This window comes from Ralstonia pickettii (assembly GCF_016466415.2).
Lineage (GTDB): Bacteria > Pseudomonadota > Gammaproteobacteria > Burkholderiales > Burkholderiaceae > Ralstonia > Ralstonia pickettii.
Genome location: NZ_CP066771.1, coordinates 378,561 through 403,553 on the forward strand (window position 1 = coordinate 378,561; position 24,993 = coordinate 403,553).

The 24,993-nt window shown below is 63.6% G+C and carries 27 protein-coding genes and 1 other RNA gene; 17 read left to right on the forward strand and 11 right to left on the reverse strand.

Annotated elements, in window-relative coordinates:
* Nucleotides 1–48: 48 nt before the first annotated feature.
* From RP6297_RS01790 to RP6297_RS01810, 5 genes are all read left to right on the forward strand, one after another.
* Nucleotides 49–1,350 (forward strand): Glu/Leu/Phe/Val family dehydrogenase, encoded by a 1,302-nt coding sequence (locus RP6297_RS01790; protein ID WP_037027574.1) that lies wholly within the window; start codon nt 49–51, stop codon nt 1,348–1,350.
* A gap of 521 nt (nt 1,351–1,871) precedes the next feature.
* Nucleotides 1,872–2,780, forward strand: a complete 909-nt coding sequence (locus RP6297_RS01795) for a glutamate/aspartate ABC transporter substrate-binding protein (RefSeq protein WP_012761173.1) — start codon at nt 1,872–1,874, stop codon at nt 2,778–2,780.
* A 99-nt stretch (nt 2,781–2,879) separates the two neighbouring features.
* On the forward strand, nt 2,880–3,608 hold the full coding sequence (locus RP6297_RS01800) for an amino acid ABC transporter permease (RefSeq protein ID WP_012761174.1): 729 nt from the start codon (nt 2,880–2,882) through the stop codon (nt 3,606–3,608).
* Nucleotides 3,609–3,625: 17 nt separating this feature from the next.
* Nucleotides 3,626–4,309, forward strand: a complete 684-nt coding sequence (gene gltK / locus RP6297_RS01805) for a glutamate/aspartate ABC transporter permease GltK (protein WP_004633208.1) — start codon at nt 3,626–3,628, stop codon at nt 4,307–4,309.
* Nucleotides 4,306–5,040: an amino acid ABC transporter ATP-binding protein gene (locus RP6297_RS01810; RefSeq protein WP_004633206.1), complete on the forward strand. Its 735-nt coding sequence runs from the start codon at nt 4,306–4,308 to the stop codon at nt 5,038–5,040. Before gltK ends, RP6297_RS01810 begins: the two co-directional genes overlap by 4 nt.
* Before the next feature lie 189 nt (nt 5,041–5,229).
* Here RP6297_RS01810 and RP6297_RS01815 read toward each other — a convergent pair whose 3' ends face one another.
* Entirely contained in the window at nt 5,230–6,060 is an 831-nt protein-coding gene (locus tag RP6297_RS01815; protein WP_004633204.1) for a class II glutamine amidotransferase, read from the reverse strand.
* A 156-nt stretch (nt 6,061–6,216) separates the two neighbouring features.
* Here RP6297_RS01815 and RP6297_RS01820 point away from each other — a divergent pair, with 156 nt between their 5' ends.
* The 4 genes from RP6297_RS01820 to rnpB all read left to right on the forward strand — a co-directional run bounded on the left by RP6297_RS01820 (nt 6,217) and on the right by rnpB (nt 9,743).
* Nucleotides 6,217–7,515: a glycerate kinase type-2 family protein gene (locus RP6297_RS01820; protein ID WP_012761175.1), complete on the forward strand. Its 1,299-nt coding sequence runs from the start codon at nt 6,217–6,219 to the stop codon at nt 7,513–7,515.
* A gap of 33 nt (nt 7,516–7,548) precedes the next feature.
* Nucleotides 7,549–8,583 (forward strand): dihydroorotase, encoded by a 1,035-nt coding sequence (pyrC, locus tag RP6297_RS01825; protein WP_037027573.1) that lies wholly within the window; start codon nt 7,549–7,551, stop codon nt 8,581–8,583.
* A 4-nt stretch (nt 8,584–8,587) separates the two neighbouring features.
* Complete coding sequence (locus tag RP6297_RS01830; protein WP_037028735.1) at nt 8,588–9,388, forward strand: DUF3025 domain-containing protein; 801 nt, start codon at nt 8,588–8,590, stop codon at nt 9,386–9,388.
* A gap of 13 nt (nt 9,389–9,401) precedes the next feature.
* Nucleotides 9,402–9,743: RNase P RNA component class A (gene rnpB, locus RP6297_RS01835), an RNA gene on the forward strand.
* 1 nt (nt 9,744) lies between these two features.
* On the opposite strand, the gene RP6297_RS01840 is transcribed toward rnpB, so the two are convergent.
* Nucleotides 9,745–10,191, reverse strand: a complete 447-nt coding sequence (locus tag RP6297_RS01840; RefSeq protein WP_004633197.1) for an OsmC family protein — start codon at nt 10,189–10,191, stop codon at nt 9,745–9,747.
* Between the two features lie 702 nt (nt 10,192–10,893).
* Here RP6297_RS01840 and rplM point away from each other — a divergent pair.
* From rplM to erpA, 5 genes are all read left to right on the forward strand, one after another.
* Nucleotides 10,894–11,322, forward strand: coding sequence for a 50S ribosomal protein L13 (gene rplM / locus RP6297_RS01845; RefSeq protein ID WP_009239122.1), 429 nt, complete (start codon nt 10,894–10,896; stop codon nt 11,320–11,322).
* 12 nt (nt 11,323–11,334) lie between these two features.
* Nucleotides 11,335–11,727 (forward strand): 30S ribosomal protein S9, encoded by a 393-nt coding sequence (gene rpsI, locus RP6297_RS01850; RefSeq protein ID WP_004633190.1) that lies wholly within the window; start codon nt 11,335–11,337, stop codon nt 11,725–11,727.
* A 230-nt stretch (nt 11,728–11,957) separates the two neighbouring features.
* Nucleotides 11,958–12,713, forward strand: a complete 756-nt coding sequence (locus tag RP6297_RS01855; RefSeq protein ID WP_012761178.1) for a DUF6776 family protein — start codon at nt 11,958–11,960, stop codon at nt 12,711–12,713.
* 46 nt (nt 12,714–12,759) lie between these two features.
* A complete protein-coding gene (locus tag RP6297_RS01860; protein ID WP_012761179.1) occupies nt 12,760–13,164 on the forward strand; it encodes a bactofilin family protein in 405 nt (134 codons plus the stop codon).
* Between the two features lie 126 nt (nt 13,165–13,290).
* On the forward strand, nt 13,291–13,665 hold the full coding sequence (gene erpA, locus RP6297_RS01865) for an iron-sulfur cluster insertion protein ErpA (protein ID WP_004633183.1): 375 nt from the start codon (nt 13,291–13,293) through the stop codon (nt 13,663–13,665).
* Between the two features lie 65 nt (nt 13,666–13,730).
* Here the strand turns inward: erpA and RP6297_RS01870 are convergent, their stop codons facing one another.
* A complete protein-coding gene (locus RP6297_RS01870) occupies nt 13,731–14,885 on the reverse strand; it encodes an anhydro-N-acetylmuramic acid kinase (RefSeq protein ID WP_037027572.1) in 1,155 nt (384 codons plus the stop codon).
* A 175-nt stretch (nt 14,886–15,060) separates the two neighbouring features.
* Between RP6297_RS01870 and tyrS the strand changes: the two genes are divergently transcribed.
* Genes tyrS through RP6297_RS01885 form a run of 3 tightly spaced genes read left to right on the forward strand, consistent with a single transcriptional unit; the run spans nt 15,061 to nt 17,535 of the window.
* Nucleotides 15,061–16,326: a tyrosine--tRNA ligase gene (tyrS, locus tag RP6297_RS01875; RefSeq protein ID WP_037028734.1), complete on the forward strand. Its 1,266-nt coding sequence runs from the start codon at nt 15,061–15,063 to the stop codon at nt 16,324–16,326.
* A complete protein-coding gene (gene dtd / locus RP6297_RS01880) occupies nt 16,323–16,835 on the forward strand; it encodes a D-aminoacyl-tRNA deacylase (protein ID WP_004635584.1) in 513 nt (170 codons plus the stop codon). The genes tyrS and dtd overlap by 4 nt, the downstream gene beginning before the upstream one ends.
* A gap of 19 nt (nt 16,836–16,854) precedes the next feature.
* Entirely contained in the window at nt 16,855–17,535 is a 681-nt protein-coding gene (locus RP6297_RS01885) for a histidine phosphatase family protein (RefSeq protein ID WP_037027569.1), read from the forward strand.
* Here RP6297_RS01885 and RP6297_RS01890 read toward each other — a convergent pair.
* The 8 genes from RP6297_RS01890 to dusB all read right to left on the reverse strand — a co-directional run bounded on the left by RP6297_RS01890 (nt 17,532) and on the right by dusB (nt 24,914).
* Entirely contained in the window at nt 17,532–18,248 is a 717-nt protein-coding gene (locus RP6297_RS01890; protein ID WP_012761184.1) for a queuosine precursor transporter, read from the reverse strand. The genes RP6297_RS01885 and RP6297_RS01890 overlap by 4 nt on opposite strands.
* 17 nt (nt 18,249–18,265) lie before the next feature.
* A complete protein-coding gene (gene ruvB / locus RP6297_RS01895) occupies nt 18,266–19,339 on the reverse strand; it encodes a Holliday junction branch migration DNA helicase RuvB (RefSeq protein ID WP_004635579.1) in 1,074 nt (357 codons plus the stop codon).
* Nucleotides 19,340–19,403: 64 nt separating this feature from the next.
* On the reverse strand, nt 19,404–19,985 hold the full coding sequence (gene ruvA, locus RP6297_RS01900; protein ID WP_004635578.1) for a Holliday junction branch migration protein RuvA: 582 nt from the start codon (nt 19,983–19,985) through the stop codon (nt 19,404–19,406).
* 100 nt (nt 19,986–20,085) lie between these two features.
* The gene (locus RP6297_RS01905; RefSeq protein WP_037027568.1) at nt 20,086–21,225 is read right to left on the reverse strand and encodes a glycerophosphodiester phosphodiesterase; all 1,140 of its coding nucleotides are present in this window, start codon (nt 21,223–21,225) and stop codon (nt 20,086–20,088) included.
* A gap of 79 nt (nt 21,226–21,304) precedes the next feature.
* Entirely contained in the window at nt 21,305–21,850 is a 546-nt protein-coding gene (gene ruvC / locus RP6297_RS01910) for a crossover junction endodeoxyribonuclease RuvC (protein ID WP_012761187.1), read from the reverse strand.
* A gap of 83 nt (nt 21,851–21,933) precedes the next feature.
* On the reverse strand, nt 21,934–23,520 hold the full coding sequence (gene purH / locus RP6297_RS01915; protein ID WP_037027566.1) for a bifunctional phosphoribosylaminoimidazolecarboxamide formyltransferase/IMP cyclohydrolase: 1,587 nt from the start codon (nt 23,518–23,520) through the stop codon (nt 21,934–21,936).
* A 96-nt stretch (nt 23,521–23,616) separates the two neighbouring features.
* The gene (locus RP6297_RS01920) at nt 23,617–23,850 is read right to left on the reverse strand and encodes a Fis family transcriptional regulator (protein WP_004635563.1); all 234 of its coding nucleotides are present in this window, start codon (nt 23,848–23,850) and stop codon (nt 23,617–23,619) included.
* A complete protein-coding gene (gene dusB / locus RP6297_RS01925) occupies nt 23,847–24,914 on the reverse strand; it encodes a tRNA dihydrouridine synthase DusB (RefSeq protein WP_037027564.1) in 1,068 nt (355 codons plus the stop codon). Before dusB ends, RP6297_RS01920 begins: the two co-directional genes overlap by 4 nt.
* Between the last annotated feature and the right edge of the window lie 79 nt (nt 24,915–24,993).

A 24,993-nucleotide genomic window follows, 5' to 3' on the forward strand; every position in this document is an offset into this window, starting at 1 on the left:
TTGTGGGACTTGAAGGACCTTACCGAGGTCCAAAAAAGGAAGACAGCCATGTCCAATGTCGCATCTCCGTCGACACTCCAGCACGCCATCCCGTCCTATCTGCCGGCCGACAATCTTGGCCCGTGGGGCATCTATCTGCAGCAGGTCGATCGGGTCACCCCCTATCTCGGCTCGCTCGCACGTTGGGTTGAAACGCTCAAGCGCCCCAAGCGCGCGCTGATCGTCGATGTGCCGATCCAGATGGACGACGGCCGCATCGCCCACTTCGAGGGCTATCGCGTGCAGCACAATACGTCGCGCGGCCCGGGCAAGGGCGGCGTGCGTTTCCACCAGGACGTGACGCTGTCGGAAGTGATGGCGTTGTCTGCCTGGATGTCGGTGAAGAATGCGGCCGTGAATGTGCCGTACGGTGGTGCCAAGGGCGGTATCCGCGTCGACCCGCGCAAGCTGTCTTCCGGTGAACTTGAACGCTTGACGCGCCGCTACACGAGCGAGATCGGCATCATCATCGGTCCGAACAAGGACATTCCGGCCCCGGACGTGAACACCAACGCGCAGATCATGGCGTGGATGATGGACACGTACTCAATGAACGAAGGCTCCACCGCCACTGGCGTGGTGACCGGCAAGCCGATCGCACTGGGCGGCAGCCTGGGCCGTCGCGAGGCGACCGGCCGCGGCGTGTTCGTGGTCGGCAGCGAAGCCGCACGCAATCTCGGCATCGACGTCAAGGGTGCGCGCATTGTGGTGCAGGGCTTCGGGAACGTCGGCAGCGTGGCCGCCAAGCTGTTCCACGACGCCGGCGCCAAGGTCATTGCCGTGCAAGACCACAAGGGCATCGTCTTCAACGGCAACGGCCTGGATGTCGACGCGCTCATCAAGCACGTTGACCACAATGGCAGCGTGGCCGGCTTTGCTGCCGAGACCGTCTCGCAAGACGACTTCTGGGCCCTGGACTGCGAATTCCTGATCCCGGCCGCGCTGGAAGGCCAGATCACCGCCAAGAACGCGCCCCATATCAAGGCAAAGATTGTCGTGGAAGGTGCAAACGGCCCGACGACGCCCGAGGCGGACGACATCCTGCGCGACCGAGGCATCCTGGTCTGCCCGGACGTGATCGCCAACGCCGGCGGCGTGACGGTCAGCTACTTCGAGTGGGTGCAGGATTTCTCGAGCTTCTTCTGGACCGAAGACGAGATCAACCAGCGCCTGGTACGGATCATGCAAGATGCCTTCCGTGGCGTCTGGCAAGTGGCGCAGGACAACAAGGTTACTCTGCGTACGGCGGCGTTCATCATCGCCTGTACGCGGATTCTGCAGGCTCGCCAAGAGCGCGGTCTGTACCCCTGATCGGCAACGCGCTGGTCAATACCGGCGCGGTGCTCCAACAGGGCACCGCACTGGTCTATCGCGTTGCTGCCGATCAGGCGGCCATGCGCGACGGTTGAAGAAAGCCGGTGCTCATGGGGCGAACCATAACGTTCCGGAGCGCCGCACCATGAGAAGGGCGATGGCGTCATCGTCGTCCTTCCCATCCTCAAGTCGGGTTCGTTAAGCGACAGAGAGCGCACATCGGGCGGGCTTTATTTCCCCTGGTTTTCCTTAGCAATGGGCGGTCATTCCGCTCAAGCAACCGTGCCCGCGTGCCGATGTTGCAAAGCGCCGCCATGTCTGGCCCTGCGCGTCTTTTCCGGTTTTCCGGAAAGCACAACGTAAGGTATCCGGTTGCTCGGAAAACACAGCTGCGGCAGGGTCCGCGCCAGAGGAAAAACTCCGTTGGATTCAACGATTTAGTGGCAACACCAATACTGTCGCCAAACGTTTTTTGGTACAGTCCCGTCTTTCTCTTTCATGGTCAAAAGGAGACTTTCATGAACCTCGCCAAGCTGGCAACCGTGGTTGCAGCCGTTGGTGTCGCCGTTGGTACGTTCGGCAGCGCTGCCCACGCAGAAGAGCTGACTGGTACGCTCAAGAAGATCAAAGACACCGGCACCATCACGCTGGGCGTGCGCGATTCGTCAATTCCGTTCAGCTACAACGTCGGCGGTGTCCGCACGATCGGCTATTCGTACGACGTCGCCACCAAGATTGCCGAGGACGTGAAGAAGCAACTCGGCCTGAAGGATCTGAAGGTCAACGAGATTCCGGTTACGTCGCAGAACCGCATCACGCTGCTGCAGAACGGCACCATCGATCTGGAGTGCGGCTCGACCACGAACAACCTCGAACGTCAGAAGCAGGCATCGTTTACGAACACCATCTTCATCATCGGCACGCGCATCATGGTGAAGAAGGATTCGGGCGTCAAAGATTGGGCAGACCTGAAGGGCAAGAACGTCGTGACCACCGCCGGTACGACTTCGGAACGCCTGCTGCGCAAGATGAACGATGAGAAGCAGATGGGCATGAACATCATCAGCACGAAGGACCACGGCCAGTCGTTCCTGACGCTGGAATCGGGTCGCGCCGTCGCGTTCATGATGGACGACGCCCTGCTGTATGGCGAGCGCGCCAAGGCCAAGAACCCGGCTGACTGGGTGGTCGTGGCCAAGCCGCAATCGCGCGAAGCCTACGGCTGTATGGTCCGCAAGGACGACAAGCCGTTCAAGGCCCTGGCCGACAAGACGATCGCCGGCATGATGAAGGACGGCACGATCAACGCCGAATACAAGAAGTGGTTCGAGCAGCCGGTTCCGCCCAAGGGCGTGAACATGGAGTTCCCGCTGTCGGACGACATGAAGGCGCTGATCAAGAACCCGAACGACAAGGCTCTTGACTGATCGGCTCCCTCAACGGGCCTGATACAAGCGTCACCGAAACGGAAGGCAAAGGCCGGTTAACAGGTCTTCTCCCTTCCGTTTCTTTTTGAGGGAACCATCATGAATTACCACTGGAACTGGGGCGTCTTCTTTACGGAAGCCGCCCAGAATCAGACCTATCTGGACTGGCTGCTGGCGGGGTTGAAGACCACCGTCGTGCTCGGCCTGTCTTCCTGGATCATCGCGCTCGTCATCGGCTCCGTGCTGGGCGTGCTGCGTACGGTGCCGAACAAGTGGCTGTCGGGCCTTGCCGCAGCCTACGTGGAAGTGTTCCGCAACATTCCGCTGATCGTGCAGCTCTTCATCTGGTACTTCGTCATGCCAGAACTCGTGCCGGGCGGCGACTACATCAAGCAGATGAACCCCGCCACGGCGATGTTCCTGTGCGCGATGCTGTGCCTCGGTACCTTTACCGCGGCACGTGTGTGCGAACAGGTGCGCTCGGGTATCAATTCGCTGCCGCGCGGTCAACGCAACGCAGGCCTGGCGATGGGCTTCACGCTTGCGCAGACGTATCGCTACGTGATGTTGCCGATGTCGTTCCGCATCATCGTGCCGCCGCTTACGTCGGAGTTTCTGAATATCTTCAAGAACTCCGCCGTGGCCTCGACGATCGGCTTGCTTGAGCTTGCCGCACAAGGCCGCCAGTTGGTCGACTACACCGCACAGCCGTACGAATCGTTCATCGCCGTGACGCTGATGTACATGCTGATCAACCTGACCGTGATGGGCCTCATGCGCTGGGTGGAAGCACGTTCCCGGCTGCCTGGCTTCATCGGTGGCAAGTAATCGGGCGAGGACTCTTCATGGCTTATCAATTCGATTTCTCGTCCATCAACGTCGACAACATGCGCGTGCTCGGCGAGGGCATGCTCCTTTCGCTCGAGATCACAGGCACGGCCATCCTGGTCGGCATCGTGTGGGGCACGCTGCTGGCGATGATGCGCCTGTCGGGCATCAAGCCGCTGCAGGTGTTCGGGCAGGCGTACGTGAACCTCTTCCGGTCCATCCCGCTGGTGATGGTGCTGCTGTGGTTCTTCCTGATCGTGCCGCAGGTACTGCAGAAAATCTTCAACCTGTCGCCGGCCACCGACATGCGCATGACGTCCGCGCTGGTCGCCTTCGCGCTGTTTGAAGCGGCGTACTACTCGGAGATCATCCGCGCCGGTATCCAGAGCGTCTCGCGCGGGCAGATGTTCGCCGCCTACGCGATGGGTATGACGTACGGCCAGGCCATGCGCCTGGTGATCCTGCCGCAGGCATTCCGCAACATGATTCCGTTGCTGCTCACCCAGGCCATCGTCCTGTTCCAGGATACGTCGCTGGTGTATGTGAGCGCGCTGTCGGACTTCTTTACGCAGGCATACAACATCGGTGAGCGCGACGGCCGTATCGTCGAGCTGCTGCTGTTTGCCGGCTTGTGCTATTTCGTGATCTGCTTCGGCGCCTCCGTGCTGGTGAAGCGACTTCAGAAGAAGGTGACCCAATGATCGAGATCAAGAACGTTTCCAAGTGGTACGGCAGCTTCCAGGTGCTGACCGACTGCACCACCAGCGTGAAGAAGAGCGAGGTGGTGGTGGTGTGCGGCCCGTCGGGTTCGGGCAAGTCCACGCTGATCAAGACCGTCAACGCGCTGGAGCCGTTCCAGAAAGGCGAAATCTTCGTCGACGGCACTTCGGTCGGCGCCAAGGGCACCAACCTGCCGAAGCTGCGTTCGCGCGTGGGCATGGTGTTCCAGAACTTCGAGCTGTTTCCGCACCTCTCGATTACCGAGAACCTGACGATTGCACAGCAGAAAGTGCTGGGCCGCTCGAAAGAAGAAGCCATGGCCAAGGGCCTGAAGTATCTGGATCGCGTGGGTCTGAAGGCGCACGCTGCCAAGTACCCGGGCCAACTGTCGGGCGGTCAGCAGCAGCGGGTGGCAATCGCCCGCGCGCTGTCGATGGACCCGATCTGCATGCTGTTCGACGAGCCGACCTCCGCGCTGGACCCCGAAATGGTCAACGAAGTGCTCGACGTGATGGTGGAACTGGCAAAGGAAGGCATGACCATGATGTGCGTGACTCACGAAATGGGTTTCGCGCGCAAGGTGGCCAACCGCGTGATCTTCATGGACCAGGGCCGCATCGTTGAAGACTGCGAGAAGGAAGAGTTCTTCGGCAACATCGACGCGCGTTCCGATCGCGCCAAGCAGTTCCTGTCGAAGATCCTGTCGCACTGAAAATCGCTTCACGATCCTACTGCGCGACCCGATCTTGGCCCTGCGATGCTCGCCGTACCCATGTACGGCTGCGCTTCTCGGACCAACCTCAGGCCGCTCGCTACGGATTGTGAACCGATTTAAGCGCCGGGTTGGAGGCAACAAAAAGCCGCTCTATCAGGAGCGGCTTTTTGTTGGGCGATGATCATGTCAGGTGCAAGCCGTATTGGCCGCGTTGGCGATCTGCACGGCTTCCGGAATCGGCACCTTGGTCGCCATCGTGGCTTGGCCCGATTCGAACATCAGCAGCTCGCCCGGGGCGAATTGCGTCCAGACTTCGTTGTCGGTGAGCGGCGCAGTGGCGATGACAGCCACCCGATCGGCGGGCGTGGTGTATTTGGCGAAGTCGATCGTCATGTCGGCGTCGATCAAATGCGCCGTCGAGAACGGCCACTGCCGCACGATGTAATACAGCCGCGTTGAGCAATGCGCGAACTGCGCCTGCCCGTTGCAGAGCAAGAAATTGAACACACCGTAGCGGGTGATTTCCTTGGTGATGTCGGACAGCGCGTAGAACAGCTCGTTAAGCGGCGGCTGCGACCCGGGAAAGCGCTTGCGCAGCGCCTGCATGATGAAACAGAAGGCGAGTTCGCTGTCGGTATCGCCCACGGGCTGGTAGACGCCCGAGAGAAACGGCGAGAAGTTCTTCAGGTCGCCGTTGTGCGCAAAGATCCAATGCCGGCCCCACAGCTCCCGCATGAAGGGGTGGCAGTTTTCCAGCCGCACCGTGCCCTGCGTCGCCTTGCGGATGTGCGAGATGACGTTCTTGGACTTGATCGGGTAGCGCTTGACCAGTTCCGCCACCGGCGAGGTGCCGGCCGACTGATTGTCGATGAACAGGCGGCAGGCCTTGTCCTCGAAAAAGGCGACGCCGAAGCCGTCGGCATGGTGGTCGGTGACGCCACCGCGCGCGGCGAACCCGGTGAACGAGAACGTCACATCGGTCGGTTCGGCGCAGTTCATGCCCAGCAGCTGGCACATGGTGGGGGAAAAGTCGGATGCAATAAAATGTTCATTATCCTGCCGGCCGCCGGGGGTGCCAAGCGCCTTCGTCTTCACGGCACCGCCCCTGGGGCCGGGCGTTGCGCACATGCCGCACGCCATGCGTCCAGACTACCTAAACCGGAAGCCATTCCCATGAAGCTCGACCGCACCGCCGCCCGCGCCCTCCTGCTGGAGAGCTACGCCGCCGCCGTGGGCGCGGCCGATCCGCTGAAAATCGTCGCTGACTTCCTCCCCCCGCCGCATGCCGTGGGCAAGACGCTCGTGGTCGGCGCCGGCAAGGCGGCTGCCTCGATGGCGCTGGCCGTCGAGCAGGCCTATGCCGGCCGCGCACAGATCGAAGGCCTGGTCGTCACGCGTTATGCGCATGGCCTGCCGACCGAGCACATCCGCGTTATCGAAGCCGGGCACCCGGTGCCGGACGAGGCGGGCGAACAGGCGGCGCAGGAAATCCTGGATCGGGTTTGCGCGCTCACCGAGCGCGACCGCCTGATCGTGCTGGTTTCGGGTGGCGGCTCCAGCCTGCTGTCCCTGCCTGCCGAAGGCATCCCGATGGCCGATCTGAAGGCCGTGACGCGGGAGTTGCTGCGCTGCGGCGCGCCGATCACCGACATGAACATCGTCCGCAAGCACCTGTCGCGCATCCAAGGCGGGCGGCTTGCGGCCGCATCCCGCGCGCCGGTCACGACACTGATCGTCTCGGACGTGGCAGGCGATGACCCGAGCGCCATTGCCAGCGGCCCGACCGTGCCGGATGCGAGCACTTACGCCGATGCGCTGGCCATCATCAAGCGTTGGGGCGCGCAGATACCCGATACCGTGCGCGCGCACCTCGAACGTGGCGCACGCGGCGAAATTGCCGAAACGCCCAAACCCGGCGACGCCTGCTTTGCACGCGTGACCAATCACGTCATCGCCACCGCGCAACAAAGCCTCCAAGCCGGTGCCCAGGTGTTTGCGACGCGCGGCATCCACACGGCCATCCTCGGCGACACGGTGACCGGCGAGGCGCGCGAGGTCGCCCAGGTGTATGGCGCGCTGGCGCGGCAGGTGCGCCAGCACGGCACCCCGTTTGTAGCGCCGGTAGCCCTCATCTCCGGTGGCGAATGCACGGTGACGATTCCGCCAGGCTTGACCGGTGGTCGTGGCGGGCGCTGCGCGGAGTTCCTCCTCTCGCTCGGCGTCACGCTCGAAGACATGGACAACGTCTACGCACTCGCCGCCGATACAGACGGCATCGACGGATCGGAGGACAATGCGGGTGCGCTGCTCGACCCCGAATCCATCGCCCGCGCTGCCGCCAACGGTGTCGGCGCACGCGCCGCGCTCGACGCACACGACGCCTACGGTTTCTTTGCAGCCGCCCATGACCTGATCGTCACGGGCCCGACACGCACCAACGTCAACGATTACCGCGTCATCCTCATTCTCTGATTCACGTTTTTGCCGACCGCTTTCGCACGCACCATGACCGACACTCTTACGATCGTCCGCCCCGATGACTGGCACCTGCACCTGCGCGACGGCGATGCGCTCGCCGATGTGGTGGGCGACACCGCGCGCCAGTTCGGCCGGGCGATCATCATGCCCAACCTCAAGCCGCCGGTGACCACGACTGCGCAGGCGCGGGCCTACCGCGAACGCATCCTTGCCGCGCTGCCCGCCGGCACGCAGTTCGAGCCGCTGATGACGCTGTACCTCACAGACAACACCTCGCCCGAGGTGATCCGGGAGGCCCGCGCCAGCGGTTTCATCCATGGCGTGAAGCTGTATCCGGCCGGCGCCACCACCAACAGCGATGCCGGCGTGACCGACCTGCGCCGCTGCGCCAAGACGCTCGAAGCGATGCAGGAAGTCGGCATGCCGCTGCTCGTGCACGGCGAGGTGACGGACCCGACCGTCGACATTTTCGACCGCGAGGCCGTGTTCATCGACACCGTGATGCTGCCGCTGCGCCGCGATTTTCCCACGCTGAAGGTCGTGTTCGAGCACATCACCACCAAGCACGCCGCCGAATACGTGCGCGATGCGGAAGGCCCGGTTGGCGCCACCATCACCGCGCATCATCTGCTGTACAACCGCAATGCGCTGTTCGTCGGCGGCATCCGCCCGCATTACTACTGCCTGCCGGTGCTCAAGCGTGAAACGCACCGCCTGGCGCTGGTGGCAGCGGCCACCTCGGGTCACCCCCGCTTCTTCCTCGGCACCGACAGCGCGCCGCACGCCAAGGGCGTCAAGGAACACGCCTGCGGCTGCGCCGGCTGCTACACCGCGCTGCACGCCATGGAGCTGTACGCCGAGGCCTTTGAAGACGCCAACGCACTCGACAAGCTCGAAGGGTTTGCGAGCCTCCACGGGCCGGACTTTTACGGCTTGCCGCGCAACGCCGGCACGCTCACGCTCACGCGCTCGCAATGGCAGCTTCCCGCCGAAGTCCCGTTCGGTGAGCAGACGCTGGTGCCACTGCGCGGCGGCGAGATGCTGCGCTGGAAGTCTGTCTGAGTTGCTGGCCGCTGATCTCGGTGCGATCGACTGGGGCCATCCGGCGTTCGCACCGCTCGCTGCAATCGGCGCGCCGATTGCAGACGCAATCTCACGGGGCGCCGATCTTCGCGACGCGCTGAACGCGCAGCCGGCGGCACAAGCGATCCGCACGTGCAGCGGCCATGCTCTGCGCTTCGTCCCGCAAGATGCACTGCCGGCCGGCATCGCTTACGAAGCACACATCGCCGCCACCGGCCAGGTGCCGACGCGGGACAATCTCCACGACTTTTTCAACGCCCTGATCTGGCTGCATTGGCCGCGTGCGAAGGCAGCACTCAACGCGCGCCAGGCGCGGGCGATTACGCAGGACGGGATTGGCGCGGCACGCGGCACCGTCCGCGATGCCGCCACGCTGTTCGACGAAAACGCCCTGATCTTCGTGCACACCGAAGACGCGCCGGAGCGCCGCCTGACCGGGTTCGACTGGCGTGGCTTATTCGTCGAGGGCAGGGCAGCGTGGGGCGCCACGTGCGCGGTTCTGCCCTTCGGCCATGCAGTCTTGGAAAAGCTGGTCGCGCCTTACAAGTCGATCACTGCGCATGCGTGGCCGGTACACGTGGCCGCGTTGCCGGCGGACCGCCTGTCGCTCGACGCTGCGCTGGCCGCGACGCTCCTGCACGCCGATCTCGCGCCGGGCAATTTCCGCCCGTTGCCCGTCATGGGGATCCCCGGGTGGTGCGATGCCAACGAAGACGCCGGCTTCTATCTGGACACGACAGTCTTTCGCCCGGGCCGGCGGCGATTCTTACCTGAACAGTGCTAGACTCGCGCCTCGCGAAGCGGACCAGACAACCGCTGCTTTCGCCGCCTCGTGCGAGCGGAAGGGGAGGAAAGTCCGGACTCCATAGAGCAGGGTGATGGCTAACGACCATCCACGGTGACGTGCGGAATAGGGCCACAGAGACGAGTCTTCGCCCCGGCTTCGGTCAGGGCGAAGGGTGAAACGCGGTAACCTCCACCCGGAGCAATCCCAAGTAAGCAGGCGATGAAGCGGCTCGCTGAGTCTGCGGGTAGGGAGCTTGAGCCGGCTGGCAACAGCCGGTCTAGAGGAATGGTTGTCACGCCGCTGGTTTCGGCCACGCGGCGCACAGAATCCGGCTTATCGGTCCGCTTCGCTTCTTATTCCGATGCCGTTGGCTGCGTGGCCAGGTCCACCAGTTCCAACGAGTGCGTAATCTCGGCCGTCTTGGCCAGCATGATCGACGCCGAGCAATACTTCTCGTGCGAAAGCTGCACCGCGCGCTCCACCGTTTCCCGTTTCAGATTGCGCCCCGTTACCGTGAAGGTGAAGTGGATGCGCGTGAAGACCTTGGGGTCGGTCTCGGCGCGGTCGGCGTGCAGCTTGACGCTGCAGCCCTGCACGTCCTGGCGACCCCGCTTCAGGATCAGCACCACGTCATAGGCTGTGCAGCCGCCGGTGCCCAGTAAGACCATTTCCATGGGGCGCGGTGCCAAATTGCGGCCACCCCCGTCCGGCGCACCATCCATCGTGACGAGGTGGCCGCTGCCGGTTTCCGCCAAAAAGGCCATGCCGTCCGGGCCGGTCCAGCTCACTGTGCAGTCCATGTCCAATCCTTGTGCAGAGGGTCGGCCAGCGCCGACGAAAAGCCACATTGTAGCCATCGGCCCTCGCACGCGTTGGCATGCCTAGGGTGAACGCGGCTTGACAGTGACGCCCGTGCGAAAAGGTGCAACCCGTCACTTGTGCGCCCAAATGGCGCCTGGATTTGAAGAATAGCTCTAGCGTAGGCTGACTGGGTTGGCGGGGATTGCTATCAAACTATTGATTTATAAAGGAAATATTTCATCATCGCTCACCTGATTCGTATTCCGTATTACGAAATGCAATTTCGTAGTGCAAATTTCCTTGCGCGTGCCCCAGAAGTAGATATAATTTGCACCATTGGATCGACTGATGGGGTGCAACCCACCAAGTTAACGATCAGCAGGTGTCTCCTCCACCCTCCTCCTTTGGTGGATTCAAACCCAAGCTTGATAGCTTGGGTTTTTTTTCGTCCACCCGACTCGAGCGCCCCTTTTTTTCTTGTGTCAAGAGGTCTGCGCGGGGTACAATCGAAATCTTTTCCGGATTGCCCGCGGAAAAGAAATCCAGAGAGCCCGCACCAACAAGCGGGAAGGCGGGCCGGCGATGACCTTGCATAAGGTTGCGCAGGCGTCCGCAAGACGATCCGTTCGTGAGCAGTCTGAACGCAAGTTCTCAGCGCGATACGGGTCCACTCGGGCACTGACTCAATATTTGGAAAAATCATGAAGACCTTTTCCGCAAAGCCCCATGAGGTGAAGCGCGATTGGTACGTGATTGACGCGACGGACAAGGTCCTCGGGCGTGTCGCCAGCGAAGTGGCACACCGACTGCGCGGCAAGCACAAGCCCGAATTCACTCCGCACGTCGATACCGGCGATTTCATCATCGTCATCAACGCAGCCAAGCTGCGCGTGACGGGCGCCAAGACGACCGACAAGAAGTACTATCGCCACTCGGGTTACCCGGGCGGTATCTACGAAACGACGTTTGGCAAGATGCAGCAGCGTTTCCCGGGCCGTGCCCTGGAAAAGGCTGTGAAGGGCATGCTGCCGAAGGGTCCGCTGGGCTACGCGATGATCAAGAAGCTGAAGGTTTACGCCGAAGGCTCGCATCCGCACGAAGCTCAGCAGCCGAAAGCGCTGGAAATCTAAGGGGCCTAATCCATGATCGGAAACTGGAACTATGGCACCGGCCGCCGCAAGAGCGCTGTGGCACGTGTCTTCATCAAGTCCGGCAAGGGCGACATCATCGTCAACGGCAAGGCCATCAACGAGTACTTCGCTCGTGAAACCTCGCTGATGATCGTGCGTCAGCCGCTGGAACTGACCAACCACGCAGCTACGTTCGACATCAAGGTGAACGTGGTCGGTGGCGGTGAAACCGGCCAAGCCGGTGCCGTGCGTCACGGCATCACCCGCGCCCTGATCGATTACGATGCAACGCTCAAGCCCGCCCTGTCGAAGGCCGGTCTGGTGACGCGCGATGCACGTGAAGTCGAGCGTAAGAAGGTTGGTCTGCGCAAGGCCCGCCGCGCCAAGCAGTTCTCGAAGCGTTAATCCGCTTCCACCTGCTTCAGCAAAGAACCACACCCTCGGGTGTGGTTTTTTGTTTTGAGCGTTCGAACTAAACGATGTGATGTTTTGGGCGCGTTGCTTACCCTTTGCAACAGCTCCGACATGTCCGCAGGACTACAATTCACACTTCGTTAGCGTTCGGCCCGTATGATGCAATCCGCTGTTTCTCCTAATCCGATTCTGATCCGCAAGACGGGTCAGGAGGTGCGCGCATGAAGGCGCGTCGCTTGTTGCGTCGCGCTTCCGTGCTCGCGCCGAACGTCACTGTCCGTTCGCGCCTGCCTTGGCCAGTAACAGTTTTGCTGGTCGCGGTCGTACTGGGGCTGGCGGCAGCCGCGGCGCTGTGGGCGTTCGAAGAAGGGCGCCGCCTGACCGGGCCGCACGATGCCGATTTGCGCGCAATGAATCGCGAGCTGGCTGCCAAGTTGGCCGCCGTGCAGGCCGAGCGCGACAAGCTTTCCGCATCGGCCGGCACGGTGGATGCCCGCCTGGGGATCGCCGAAGGTGCTCAGGCGCAGATGGCCGAGCAACTCAAGGCACTGGAGACTGAAAACGCTCAGTTGAAGGAGGATCTGGCGTTCTTTGACAGTCTGTTGCCCGCCCCCACCAATTCCGCTGGTATCTACGTGCGCAGCTTCCGCATCGCGCCGGATGAGGCGCAGCCGACGCGCATGCGGTTCCGGGTTCTGCTGATGCAGGGCGGCGGCAAGGCCTTCGCGCCGGTGTCCGAATTCGAGGGGCAGCTGGCGCTCACGCTTAACGTAGTGCAGGGTGGCAAACCTGCTACGATCGATTTCCCGGGCGCCGCAGCGAGCGGATCACCTGCGACCAGCGCCCGCGTCAAGCTCACGCACTACCAGCGCCTCGAGGGCTGGGTGGACGTGCCCCCCGGCGCCACGGTGCAATCGGTGATGGTGAAAGTGCTGCAGAACGGCAAGATCAAAGCGAGCCAGAGTTTTTCCATCTGACGACGGGCGTTGTCCTGTCGAGGATCCGTACACAGAGGAGTCGACGATGCTGTTTGGCAAAAAGAAAGGGCTAGCGATCGAAACGCTACTGGGTGCCCGTACCAAGCTGGAGGGGGATCTGCGTTTCTCGGGCGGTCTGCGGATTGATGGCGAGATCAAGGGCAACATCTACGGCGATCCTGACAAGCCCAGCATGTTGGTGATTACCGACAGTGCGCGTGTCGAGGGGGAGGTGCACGTCGGCCATCTGATCCTGAACGGGACGGTGGTTGGCCCGGTGCACGTGGCGGAGCTGCTGGAACTGCAGCCGAAGGCGCGCATTGAGGGCAACGTGCAGTATGCGGCGCTGGAAATGCACCAGGGCGCAGTCGTCATGGGCACGCTGACGCACGCGGCGCCTGGCGATGTGAAGCTGCTGCCCAACCTCAAGCTGGCCTCCAACCAGGATTGATCACATCCCGCGCCGGCCGTTGCTGGCGCACCGCACAATGCCCACTTGAAACGCGGGGCTTCGGCACGATTTGCAGCTTGCGCTTAAAATACAGGCAAGTTTCAGACGTTCCCACAGGAGATTTTCATGAACGCAGTCGCGCAGGCAGCCACGCCCGATGTGAACGAGGTTCCGGCTCCGCTGGTCTTTACAGACAGCGCTGCGGACAAGGTCAAGCAACTGATTGAAGAAGAAGGTAACCCAGAGTTGAAGCTGCGCGTGTTCGTGCAAGGCGGCGGGTGCTCGGGTTTCCAGTATGGCTTCACCTTTGACGAAGAGACCAACGAAGACGATACGACCATGACGAAGAATGGCGTCTCGCTCTTGATCGACTCGATGAGCTACCAATACCTGGTGGGCGCCGAGATCGACTACAAGGAAGACATCAACGGCGCGCAGTTCGTCATCAAGAACCCGAATGCTTCGACCACGTGTGGTTGCGGTTCGTCGTTCTCGGTCTGACGCCATATCGCTGTAAAAGAAAAAGCGCACTTCGGTGCGCTTTTTTGTTGGCTGCAGATTGGGGCTCAAGCCGGGTAGATCGCGCCGAGGATGCGACCGCCCGATGCGCCGGTCGCGGTGTGCAGATTGCCGTGGGCGCGGAGCACGCACTGGCGCGCGAGCCACGCGAATGCGAGCGCCTCCACGTGATGTGCGGGCACACCGAACACCTCCGTCGGAGCGACTTGCACCCCCGGTAATTGCTGCGCGATGCGTGCCATCAGCGCGCCGTTGCGGGCGCCACCACCACAGACCAGTAGTGACGCCGCCTGTGGCGCATGGGTACGTACGGCATCGGTGATGGTGTCGGCCGTGAGCGCGAGCAGCGTGGCTTGAACATCCTCGGGGCGCGCGGTGTTCAGCGCATCGCCGAGGATTTGTTGCAGCCATGCCGGGTTGAACAGGTCGCGGCCGGTGCTCTTGGGCGGCAGCGCCGCGAAGAACGGTTCAGCCTTCAAGCGCACAAGGAGCATCTCGTCGACGTGTCCGCTGCGGGCCCAGGCGCCGTCGGCGTCGTAGCGGGTATCGCGGTGCATGTGAACCCAATAGTCCATCAGCGCGTTGCCCGGGCCGCAGTCGAAGCCAAGTACGGCGTCGCGCGCGTTGGAGGCCTGCGGCGGCAAGATCGTGAGGTTGGCGATGCCGCCAATGTTGCAGACCACTCGCCACGCATCGGGCAGGCCGAACAGCGCGCGATGCAGTGCCGGAACGAGGGGGGCGCCTTGGCCGCCGGCGGCGATGTCGCGACTGCGAAAATCGGCAATGACATCGATGCCGGTGCGCTCGGCCAACACCGCCGGGTGCTGCGTTTGGCGCGTGTAGCCGATGCCATCGTGGGTGCCGGGCTGATGACGGATGGTCTGCCCGTGCGCGCCGATGGCCCGCACGTCCTGCGCGGCCAGGCCGGTTGCGGCAAGCAGTCGGGCAACGCAGTCGGCGTAGGCCATGGCCAGCGCATTGGCGGCCAGCGCCTCACGATGGATCTCGTCGTGGCCGGCGTGTTGCAGGTCCAGGAAGCGCTGGCGCAACTCGGGCGAGAAGGGCACGTACGCGTCGGCGAGGACGGTCGGGGTTTCGCCGGAAAAGTCCGCCAGTACGCCATCGACGCCATCCAGGCTGGTGCCCGACATGAGGCCGATGTAGCGATCGGTAGAGAGTGCGGTGTGGTTCGGATGGCTCATGCGCGACAGCTTACCAGCGCAATGGCAGGCCAAATGGACACATCACGGTAAAATCCCCGGATCGCGCGGCCGGCACGCTTCGATTGATGTCGGCCATCGTGCACGCACCTTTTCCCTGATTGTTGATCCGTTCGCGCCGTTTTCCCTGTGCGGCGCGGTGACCTTTCCTTTTGCCATGACTGCATTTGCCACTTCCGCCGCTTCCGACAACGCCACGCCGGGCAAACCCAAGTATCCGGTCACCCCGGAGGTGGCGCACGCGATGGAAGTGTCGCTGCGCGGCTGCGACGAATTGCTGATCGCTGCCGAGTGGGAGCAGAAGCTGGCCAAGAGCGCCGCGACAGGTGTGCCGCTGCGCATCAAGCTGGGCCTGGATCCCACGGCGCCTGACATCCACATCGGCCACACGGTGGTGCTCAACAAGATGCGCCAGTTGCAGGATCTGGGCCACCAAGTGATTTTCCTGATCGGCGACTTCACGTCGACCATTGGTGACCCGTCCGGCCGCAACGCCACGCGCCCGCCGCTCACGCGCGAGCAGATCGAGACCAACGCGCAGACGTACTACCGCCAGGCCAGCATGGTTCTGGACCCGAGCAAGACCGAGATCCGCTACAACAGCGAGTGGTGCGACCCGCTGGGCGCGCGCGGCATCATCCAGCTCGCCGCCAAGTACACCGTCGCCCGCATGATGGAGCGCGATGACTTCACCAAGCGCTACAAGGCCGGCGTGCCGATCTCGGTGCACGAATTCCTTTACCCGCTGATGCAGGGCTACGACTCGGTCGCGCTCAAGTCCGATCTGGAACTGGGCGGCACCGACCAGAAGTTCAACCTGCTGGTCGGCCGCGAACTGCAGAAGGAATACGGCCAGGAGCCGCAGTGCATCCTGACGATGCCGCTGCTGGTGGGCCTGGACGGCGTCGAGAAGATGTCCAAGTCCAAGGGCAACTACGTCGGTATCAGTGAGGCGCCCAACGAGATGTTCGGCAAGCTGATGAGCATCTCCGACGACCTGATGTGGACGTACTACACGCTGCTGTCGTTCCGCCCCCTGGCCGAGATCGACCTGATGAAGCAAGAGATCGCGCTGGGCCGCAACCCGCGCGATTGCAAGGTGATGCTGGCGCAGGAGATCGTTGCGCGCTTCCACAGCCAGGCGGACGCCGAACGCGCCCTGGAAGACTTCAACCACCGCGCACGCGGCGGTGTGCCGGACGACATTCCGCAGATCGAGCTGTCGGGCGCACCACTGGGTATTGCACAACTGCTGAAGCAGGCTGGGCTCTGCCCGTCCACGTCGGACGCCAACCGCAACATCGAGCAGGGCGGCGTGAAGATCGACGGTACCGTCGTCAGCGACAAGGGCCTGAAGGTGGAAGCCGGCACCTTCGTGATGCAGGTCGGCAAGCGTCGCTTCGCGCGCGTGGTGCTGAAGTGATTGGCCTGATCCAGCGTGTGTCCGAGGCGGCGGTCCGTGTGGACGGCCGCGTCGTCGGCGAGATCGGACCGGGGCTGCTCGCGCTTGTCTGTGCGGAGCGCGGTGACACCGCTGCAGAGGCCGATCGTCTGCTCGAGAAGCTGCTGAACTACCGCGTCTTCTCCGACGCGCAGGGCAAGATGAACCTGCCCGTGCGCAACATCGACGGCAACGGGCAGGCGGGCGGCTTGCTGGTCGTATCGCAGTTCACGCTGGCGGCCGATACCAAGTCTGGCACACGGCCGAGCTTCACGCCCGCTGCTGCGCCGGAAGATGGGCGCCGCCTGTACGAACACTTCGTGGCGCGCGCGCGTGCCCAGCATCCCATCGTGGCAACCGGCGAGTTTGGCGCCGACATGAAGGTGTCGCTCGTCAACGATGGCCCGGTCACGTTCTGGCTGCAGATTGCGCCGCAAGCCGCTGCATCTGTTGCCAAGACTGCCGCGCCGGAAGCGGCCAAATCTGTCTGATTCGTCCAGGAACCCTGAGATGCCACGCGCCGCCGCCATCCCCCTGCCGATGCTGCAGATCACCCACATCGTGCTCATCCGCCACGGCGAGACCGACTGGAACCGTGAACGGCGCCTGCAAGGCCAACTCGACGTGCCGCTGAACACGCAGGGGCTGGAGCAGGCTGCGCAGTTGGGCAAGGCACTCGCGCGCGAGCGGTTCGATGCGGTCTATGCGAGCGATCTGTCGCGCGCCAAGCAGACGGCGCGGGCGCTGGCAGATGAAGTGGGCGTGCCCGTGCGCGACGACGCCGGTTTGCGCGAGCGCTGCTACGGCCAGTTCGAAGGCCTGACCTACGCCGAAGTTGCCGCACGGCATCCCGCCGACTTTGATGCCTGGCAGAACCGCGTGCCCGAATTCGCCCCGCCCGGCGGCGAGACCCTCACTGAATTCCACGAACGTGCGGTCGAGACTGCGCTCCGGCTGATCCGTCGCCACCCCGGCGAGCGCATCGCGCTGGTCAGCCACGGCGGCGTGCTCGATTGCCTGTACCGCCACGCCAACGCCATGACGCTCACCGAGCCGCGCCAGCACGAGCTGCGCAACGCGAGCATCAACCGGCTTTCATCCGATGGTCATCAACTGACCGTGCTGCAATGGGGGGATGTCGCGCACCTGGATTTGCTGGTGCTCGACGAAGTGGACCGCCGCGTTCCTTAAACCTTCAGCCGGAACGGCGTGAAATTGGTGTCGCGGTCGTAGTAATCCTCGTTTTCCGCACGCTTGAGGAAGGCGACGACGCGGTAGGTGAGCGGCGTTGCGACGATTTCCCAGCCGGTCTTGAGGATGTATTGCGCGATGGCCACGCGCAGCACCTGTTCATGCGGCCAGATGCCGTAGAAGGCGATCACGTAGAACAGCGACGAATCGACCGCCTCGCCCACCACGGTGGATCCGACGATGCGCGTCCACAGCCATTTTCCTTCCGTCGCGATCTTCATCTTCGCCAGCGTGTAGCTGTTGGCGAAGCTGCCGCACCAGAACGCAATGAGCGACCCGGCGACGATGCGCGGCGTGTTGCCGAACACGTCGTTCAGGCTCTTCTGATAACCGGCCATGAAGGGCGCCACCGGCAGCGCCAGCACGACCAGCGACATGAACGACGCAAAGATCAGTGCGGCAAAGCCCGCCCACACCACGCGCCGATCACGCCCGTAACCGTACACCTCGGTGAGGATGTCGCCGAAGATGTAGGAAATTGGAAAGAACAGCACGCCAGCGCCGAAGGTGACCGATCCGAGCACCGGTAACGTGACCTGCGCCGCCTTGGACGCGCCGATCAGGTTCGAGCACAGCAGCACTGTGACGAAGGCCGCCATGATGAAGTCGTAGTATCGGAACGTGCGATTCGGGTGGTGCGGGGCGGCAGACATGTCGGGGTGCGCGGAGGTTATTGGTTGTCGTCCCAGAGGTCCCGCACCGGGCCGCTCTTCGGAGCGCCCAGCCCGAAGTGCTGGTATGCCGAAGCCGTGGCCACGCGGCCGCGTGGCGTGCGCTGCAGGTAGCCTTGCTGGATCAGGTAGGGCTCGAGCACGTCTTCAATGGTGTCGCGCTCTTCGCCGATGGCGGCTGCCAGGTTGTCGATGCCGACCGGCCCGCCATTGAACTTGTGCAGGATCGCTTCGAGCAGTTTGCGGTCCATCAGGTCGAAGCCGACCGCATCCACGTCGAGCATGGCGAGGGCGGCATCGGCGACTTCGCGGGTGATGATGCCGTCGGCCTTGACTTCGGCGAAGTCGCGCACGCGGCGCAGCAGGCGGTTGGCGATACGGGGCGTGCCGCGCGAGCGCTTCGCAATTTCAAGCGCGCCTTCGTCCACGATGTGGGCGTTCAGCAGCCCCGACGAGCGCGTGACGATCTTCGCCAGTTCGGCCGGTGTATAGAACTCCAGACGCGCGACGATCCCGAAGCGATCACGCAGCGGGTTGGTCAGCATGCCGGCGCGCGTCGTGGCGCCCACGAGCGTAAAGGGCTGCAGATCGAGCTTGACCGAGCGCGCCGCCGGGCCCTCGCCGATCATGATGTCGATCTGGTAGTCCTCCAGCGCCGGGTACAGGATTTCTTCCACCACGGGCGAGAGCCGATGAATCTCGTCGATGAAGAGGACGTCGTTGGCTTCGAGGTTCGTGAGCAGCGCGGCCAGATCGCCCGGGCGCTCCAGCACGGGGCCGGAAGTCTGGCGCAGGTTGACGCCCATTTCGCGCGCGATGATGTGCGCCAGCGTCGTCTTGCCGAGGCCCGGCGGCCCGAACAGCAGCACGTGGTCCAGCGCTTCGCTGCGGTTCTTGGCCGCGGTCATGAAGATGTCGAGCTGGCCGCGCACCTTTTCCTGGCCGACGTATTCGTCGAGCAGCTTGGGGCGCAGCGCCCGCTCGAACGCCTCCTCATTGGGGGAGGCGGGGGAGGCTGAGATGATGCGCTCAGCAGAGACAGCCTTGGCGGCGAGCTTGTCGGTTTCGATCATGACGGGCAGACGGCGCCGGGAAGGCGCGAGCAGGCCATTCTACCGTCTTGCCGCGCCGCGGGCTTCAGCCTTTGGATAGCGCCTTGAGCGCCAGCTTGATCCCCTCGGATACGCCCGTGCCGGCCGGCACCTGCTTGATGGCGAGCGCCGCTTCCTTGTCGGAATACCCTAGTGCCAGCAGGGCGTTGAGCACGTCGACCGCGTCGTCCGAGACGGCGGGGCCGCCGGGCACCGTACCCAGGTCGGCGCCGAGCTTGCCCTTGAGTTCGAGCAGCAGGCGCTCGGCCGTCTTCTTACCGATGCCCGGGATGCGCGTCAGCCGCCCGGCTTCCTGCAGCGTGACGGCCTGCGCGAGTTCGGCCACCGACATACCCGACAGCACCGCCAGCGCGATGCGGGCGCCGATGCCCGAAATCTTGATGAGCTGGCGGAAGGTTTCACGTTCGGCGGCGGTGCCGAAACCGTAGAGCAGGTGCGCATCCTCGCGCACGATCTGCTGCGTGAGCAGGACGACCTTCTCGCCGGTGGCGGGGAGGTTGTAGAAGGTGCTCATCGGCACGTCGATTTCGTAGCCGACGCCGTGGCAATCGACCAGCAGGTGCGGCGGGTTCTTTTCGATCAGCGTCCCGGCGATGCGTCCGATCATGGGTGGGGTTCCTCCTCCAAAACGGGACGCAGTGTAGCCCAAACCTACTGCGCGGCCCGATCCAGGCTCGGCCGCTCGCTACGGTTCCGATGCGCGAAGACTAGCGCTTGAAGGTCGACACGGCTTGCCGCCCCACCGCCGGATCGTCGGTAAAGAAGCCATCGACCCCCGCGCGCAGGAACGCCTGGATCTCCGCGATCGAGCCGTTGACGTTGCGCGTGTTGTCCGCACCGCTGCGCAGCGACGGCGGCAGGAAGGTGTTCTCGGGGCGGAACGTATATGGATGGACCACCAGCCCGGCGTTGTGCGCGTTGCGGATCAGGTCGGTCGGATCGGTCAGCTTGCCGTTCGCATCCAGGCCCATGATGCTGCTCTTGTCCGGGCCGACGCCGTTGGCGTATCCGGCGATGTCGCGCATGCCTTGGCTCGTCATCATGTCGCCGAAGGTACGGCTGTCTTTGGCGACCACAAAATCGTAGGGCTGTCGGCCGGATGTGCCCATCAGCTGCACGAGTTTCCAGTTCGGTTGGCTGCCGCCGATCTTGTTGCGAATGGCCTTGAGATTGGCCACCTCGAACGACTGGATGTAGACCGTCGTGCGGCTGGCCGTGAACGCGTCACGGCGCAGGCCGTCGATCAGCCGGTCTTCCAGCGGCAGGCCGATCGACTGGAAGTACGTCGGGTGCTTCGTCTCCGGATAGATGCCGATGTTGCGGCCGAGCTTGGCGGATTGGTCCCGCGCCAGCGCGATGATCTCGTCGAGTGTGGGGATGTCGAACTGGTCGTTGTAGGCGACGTTGTCGGGGCGGATGCTCGGGATGCGTTCGCGTGCGCGCAGCGTTTTCAATTCGCCAAGCGTGAAGTCTTCGGTGAACCAGCCCGTGACGCTCTGGCCGTCGATCGTCTTGGTGGTCCTGCGGCCGGAAAACGCGGCCACGTCGGCCACGTTGGTCGTGCCGGAGATTTCGTTCTCGTGGCGCGCAACCAGCACGCCGTCTTTGGTGGAGACGAGATCCGGCTCGATGATGTCGGCGCCGTCGTCGATGGCTTTCTGGTACGAGGCCAGCGTGTGTTCCGGCCGCAATGCGGAGGCACCGCGATGGCCGATCACCTGGAGGGTGGCGATGGGCGTGGTGTTGCCACCGCCACCGCTGCCGTGGTGGTACTCCAGCCGGCAGGCGGAGAGGGCGACGGACGTACTCAAGATCAGCAGGGTCGGCAGGATGAGGCGGCGAGGCATCGGAGGCTCCTGAAGACGGGTACCCGCATGGTAGTCGCCGTGCCTGGATGCTGCTACCCCGCCGGCTTTGAGAATCCTGTCAGCCGACGAGGCGGCCGCGCCGCACGCGCAGCCCCTTTTGCGCAAGCTGCGGCGCCAGACCAGCCATGGCGGCCAGCGTCTCGCCGCCGTGCGCATGGCAGATCGCCACGCCCAGCGCGTCGGACGCATCGGCGCCCGGTCTGCCTGCGAGGTTGAGCAAGCGCACGACCATTTCCTGCACCTGGTCCTTGTTGGCGCGGCCATAGCCGACCACGGCCTGCTTCAGTTGCAGCGCGGTGTACTCGAACACCGGCAGGTTGCCGCTCATCAGGCCGCAGATCACCGCGCCGCGGGCCTGGCCCAGCAGCAGCGTCGATTGCGGGTTGACGTTGACGAACACCTTTTCGATGGAAGCGCAGTCCGGCCGGTAGGTGCTCACCAGTTCGGAGACACCGTCATACAGCGTCTTCAGACGGCTGGGCAGGTCGGCATTGCCATTGCTCTTGATCGTGCCCGAGGCCACGTAGACGAGCTTGTGCCCGTGCCGTTCGAGCACGCCGAAACCCGTGGTGCGAAGGCCGGGATCGATGCCGAGAATGCGCATGAAATGGAGCGGAGCAGAAAAGAAAAACGGGGCAGGCGCCAGTCTACGCCTTGCCCCGCTGATCGGTCGAACGACCGGGCCGTTTAGTGGCGGAAGTGGCGGGTGCCGGTGAAGATCATCGCCACGTTGCGCTCGTCGGCGGCGGCGATCACTTCATTGTCGCGTACCGAGCCGCCTGGCTGGATCACGCAGGAGGCGCCAGCATCGACCACCACGTCCAGGCCATCGCGGAACGGGAAGAACGCATCCGATGCCACAGCCGAACCGGCCAGCGTCAGGCCGGCGTTCTGCGCCTTGATGCTGGCGATGCGGGCCGAGTCCACACGGCTCATCTGGCCGGCGCCCACGCCCAGCGTCATGCCGCCGCCGCAGAAGACGATGGCGTTGGACTTGACGAACTTGGCGACGCGCCAGGCGAACATCAGATCGTCCATTTCCTTCGGCGTGGGGTGGCGCTTGGTCACCACGCGCAGCTCGCTCGGCTGCACGTTCTTGGCGTCCGGGCTCTGCACCAGCAGGCCGCCGCCAACGCGCTTGAAGTCGTATGCGTTCACGCCCGCATTTGCCCCATTCGCCAGCGGAATCTCCAGCACACGGACGTTCTGCTTGGCGGCGAACACCGAACGTGCGCCTTCCGAGAAGCCCGGGGCGATCAGCACTTCTACGAACTGTTTAGCCACCACCTGTGCGGCCGCATCATCCAGCGGCACGTTGAAGGCGATGATGCCGCCGAAGGCCGAGGTGGAGTCGGTCTTGAACGCCTTCTCATACGCCTCTTGCGCGGTGACGCCGATGGCCACGCCGCACGGGTTGGCATGCTTGATGATGACGCAGGCGGCGCCCTTGGCGGGGTCGAACGACTTCACGCATTCCCACGCCGCATCGGCGTCGGCGATGTTGTTGTACGACAGCTCCTTGCCCTGCAGTTGCGTGTAGTTGGCGAGCGCGCCGTCGACGGCCTTCAGGTCGCGATAGAACGCGGCGGATTGGTGCGGGTTCTCGCCGTAGCGCATTTCCTGCACCTTGTCGAAGGCCAGGTTCAGCGTTTGCGGATAGGCGCTGCGCGTGCTGTGCGACTTGTCGGCGCCGAGGCTCGTCAGGTAGTTGGTGATCGCGCCGTCGTACTGCGCGGTGTGCGCGAACACCTTCTTGGCCAGCATGAAGTTGGTCTCGTAGCCGACCGTGTTGTTGTTGGCTTGCATTTCGGCCAGCACGGTGGCGTAGTCGGCCGGATCGACGATCACCGTCACGTCGCGATGGTTCTTGGCCGCCGAGCGCAGCATGGTCGGGCCGCCGATGTCGATGTTCTCGATGGCGTCGGCCAGCGTGCATTCGTCCTTGGCCACCGTCTGCTGGAACGGGTACAGGTTCACCACCAGTAGGTCGATGATCGGGATGCTGTGTTCGGACAGTGCGGCCATGTGCTCAGGCAGGTCGCGGCGGGCCAGGATGCCGCCGTGCACCTTCGGGTGCAGCGTCTTGACGCGGCCGTCGAGCATTTCCGGGAAGCCGGTGTAGTCCGCCACTTCCGTCACGGGCAGGCCGGATTCGGCGAGCAGCTTGGCGGTGCCGCCGGTGGAGAGGAGCTTGACGCCGCGCTCGTGCAGGGCACGGGCAAAGTCGACGATGCCGGTCTTGTCGGAAACGGAAAGCAGGGCTTGCTGGATCATGGTGGAAACGCCGGTGGGCGGGTGTGGCGCTGGGTTTGCCGAACTGGCAGAAGGCGCCGTCAGAAGGGAAATCGGTTCAAAGGCCGGCCCGCAACCTCAGATGAGGCCGTGCTGCTGCAACTTCTTGCGCAGCGTATTGCGGTTGATGCCGAGGTAGTCGGCCGCCTGCGACTGGTTGTTGGAAGCCCATTCCATCACGGTTTCCAGCAGCGGCCGCTCGATGGCCTGCAGCACCATGTCGTAGACGTTGGACGGGTTTTCGCCGTCCAGGTCACGGTAATACGCATCCAGGCTGTCGCGGATGCAACGTTCGATCGGGTTGCGGCTCATGCGGCAAGCAGTTCCTTGTTGTTGTCGTTGTTGCCCGTCGTGGGGTGGTCGCCACCGGTTGCCTGGTCTTCGTAGACCAGCCGGTCGGACAGCGCACGCTGCTCGTCGAAGAACGCGTTGACGGCGGCCAGCTGGGCCACTGTGTCCTCGATGGTGTTCATGCGGTGGCGGAACAGGTTGGCCCCCGCCAACCCGCGCGTGTACCAGGCGATGTGCTTGCGTGCGGTGCGCACGCCGGTGTATTCGCCATAGAACGCGTAGTGCTCTTCCAGATGCGCGTTCATGATGCCGCGAATCTCTTCCACTTCCGGCGTGGGCAGCAGCGTGCCGGTCTGCAGGAAATGCTCGATCTCGCGGAACAGCCACGGGCGCCCCTGCGCCGCGCGGCCGATCATGATGGCGTCGGCGCCGGTCACGGCCAGCACGTGCTTGGCCTTGGCCGGTGTGGTGATATCGCCATTGGCCACTACCGGAATGCGCACCGACGCCTTGACCGCGGCGATGGTGTCGTATTCCGCTTCACCGTGGTACAGATCGGCACGCGTGCGGCCGTGCACGGTCAACATGCTGATGCCCGCATCCTGCGCAACGCGCGCTACGGTGAGGGCATTTCGGTGTTCGCGGTCCCAACCGGTGCGGATCTTCAGCGTCACCGGCACGCGATCGCCCACCGCACCGACCACGGCCTCGACAATGCGCTGGACCAGCGGCTCGTTCTGCAGCAGGGCAGAACCGGCGGCCACATTGCACACCTTCTTGGCGGGGCAGCCCATGTTGATGTCGATGATCTGCGCGCCGCGATCGACGTTGTAGCGCGCGGCCTCGGCCATCATCATCGGCTCGGCGCCGGCAATCTGCACGGCGATCGGCTCGACCTCGCCCGTGTGGTTGGCGCGCCGCATCGTCTTCTCGCTTTTCCACAACTGCGCGTTGGACGCGACCATCTCGGACACCGCATAGCCCGCGCCCAGCCGTTTGCACAGCTGACGGAACGGGCGGTCCGTCACGCCCGCCATGGGGGCGACGAACAGGTTGTTGCGAAGGGTATGCGGTCCGATCTGCAAGGCTGTCGAGAAAGACGCGGCTGAAAGAAACGAAAAATCACCCCTTCCGCCCAGAGTCGAATGACGATCGGGCGGAGCA

What these genes read in the sequence shown, in the direction of transcription:
- RP6297_RS01885 (WP_037027569.1), top strand. Translation starts at nt 16,855, where the DNA reads ATGCCACGCGCCGCCGCCATCCCCCTGCCGATGCTGCAGATCACCCAC.
- RP6297_RS01810 (WP_004633206.1), top strand. Translation starts at nt 4,306, where the DNA reads ATGATCGAGATCAAGAACGTTTCCAAGTGGTACGGCAGCTTCCAGGTG.
- RP6297_RS01855 (WP_012761178.1), top strand. Translation starts at nt 11,958, where the DNA reads ATGAAGGCGCGTCGCTTGTTGCGTCGCGCTTCCGTGCTCGCGCCGAAC.
- rpsI (WP_004633190.1), top strand. Translation starts at nt 11,335, where the DNA reads ATGATCGGAAACTGGAACTATGGCACCGGCCGCCGCAAGAGCGCTGTG.
- rplM (WP_009239122.1), top strand. Translation starts at nt 10,894, where the DNA reads ATGAAGACCTTTTCCGCAAAGCCCCATGAGGTGAAGCGCGATTGGTAC.
- erpA (WP_004633183.1), top strand. Translation starts at nt 13,291, where the DNA reads ATGAACGCAGTCGCGCAGGCAGCCACGCCCGATGTGAACGAGGTTCCG.
- ruvB (WP_004635579.1), bottom strand. Translation starts at nt 19,339, where the DNA reads ATGATCGAAACCGACAAGCTCGCCGCCAAGGCTGTCTCTGCTGAGCGC.
- RP6297_RS01905 (WP_037027568.1), bottom strand. Translation starts at nt 21,225, where the DNA reads ATGCCTCGCCGCCTCATCCTGCCGACCCTGCTGATCTTGAGTACGTCC.
- gltK (WP_004633208.1), top strand. Translation starts at nt 3,626, where the DNA reads ATGGCTTATCAATTCGATTTCTCGTCCATCAACGTCGACAACATGCGC.
- RP6297_RS01820 (WP_012761175.1), top strand. Translation starts at nt 6,217, where the DNA reads ATGAAGCTCGACCGCACCGCCGCCCGCGCCCTCCTGCTGGAGAGCTAC.
- tyrS (WP_037028734.1), top strand. Translation starts at nt 15,061, where the DNA reads ATGACTGCATTTGCCACTTCCGCCGCTTCCGACAACGCCACGCCGGGC.
- RP6297_RS01920 (WP_004635563.1), bottom strand. Translation starts at nt 23,850, where the DNA reads ATGAGCCGCAACCCGATCGAACGTTGCATCCGCGACAGCCTGGATGCG.
- RP6297_RS01840 (WP_004633197.1), bottom strand. Translation starts at nt 10,191, where the DNA reads ATGGACTGCACAGTGAGCTGGACCGGCCCGGACGGCATGGCCTTTTTG.
- RP6297_RS01795 (WP_012761173.1), top strand. Translation starts at nt 1,872, where the DNA reads ATGAACCTCGCCAAGCTGGCAACCGTGGTTGCAGCCGTTGGTGTCGCC.
- ruvC (WP_012761187.1), bottom strand. Translation starts at nt 21,850, where the DNA reads ATGCGCATTCTCGGCATCGATCCCGGCCTTCGCACCACGGGTTTCGGC.
- pyrC (WP_037027573.1), top strand. Translation starts at nt 7,549, where the DNA reads ATGACCGACACTCTTACGATCGTCCGCCCCGATGACTGGCACCTGCAC.
- RP6297_RS01800 (WP_012761174.1), top strand. Translation starts at nt 2,880, where the DNA reads ATGAATTACCACTGGAACTGGGGCGTCTTCTTTACGGAAGCCGCCCAG.
- RP6297_RS01890 (WP_012761184.1), bottom strand. Translation starts at nt 18,248, where the DNA reads ATGTCTGCCGCCCCGCACCACCCGAATCGCACGTTCCGATACTACGAC.
- RP6297_RS01790 (WP_037027574.1), top strand. Translation starts at nt 49, where the DNA reads ATGTCCAATGTCGCATCTCCGTCGACACTCCAGCACGCCATCCCGTCC.
- RP6297_RS01815 (WP_004633204.1), bottom strand. Translation starts at nt 6,060, where the DNA reads ATGTGCCAGCTGCTGGGCATGAACTGCGCCGAACCGACCGATGTGACG.
- RP6297_RS01860 (WP_012761179.1), top strand. Translation starts at nt 12,760, where the DNA reads ATGCTGTTTGGCAAAAAGAAAGGGCTAGCGATCGAAACGCTACTGGGT.
- ruvA (WP_004635578.1), bottom strand. Translation starts at nt 19,985, where the DNA reads ATGATCGGACGCATCGCCGGGACGCTGATCGAAAAGAACCCGCCGCAC.
- purH (WP_037027566.1), bottom strand. Translation starts at nt 23,520, where the DNA reads ATGATCCAGCAAGCCCTGCTTTCCGTTTCCGACAAGACCGGCATCGTC.
- RP6297_RS01870 (WP_037027572.1), bottom strand. Translation starts at nt 14,885, where the DNA reads ATGAGCCATCCGAACCACACCGCACTCTCTACCGATCGCTACATCGGC.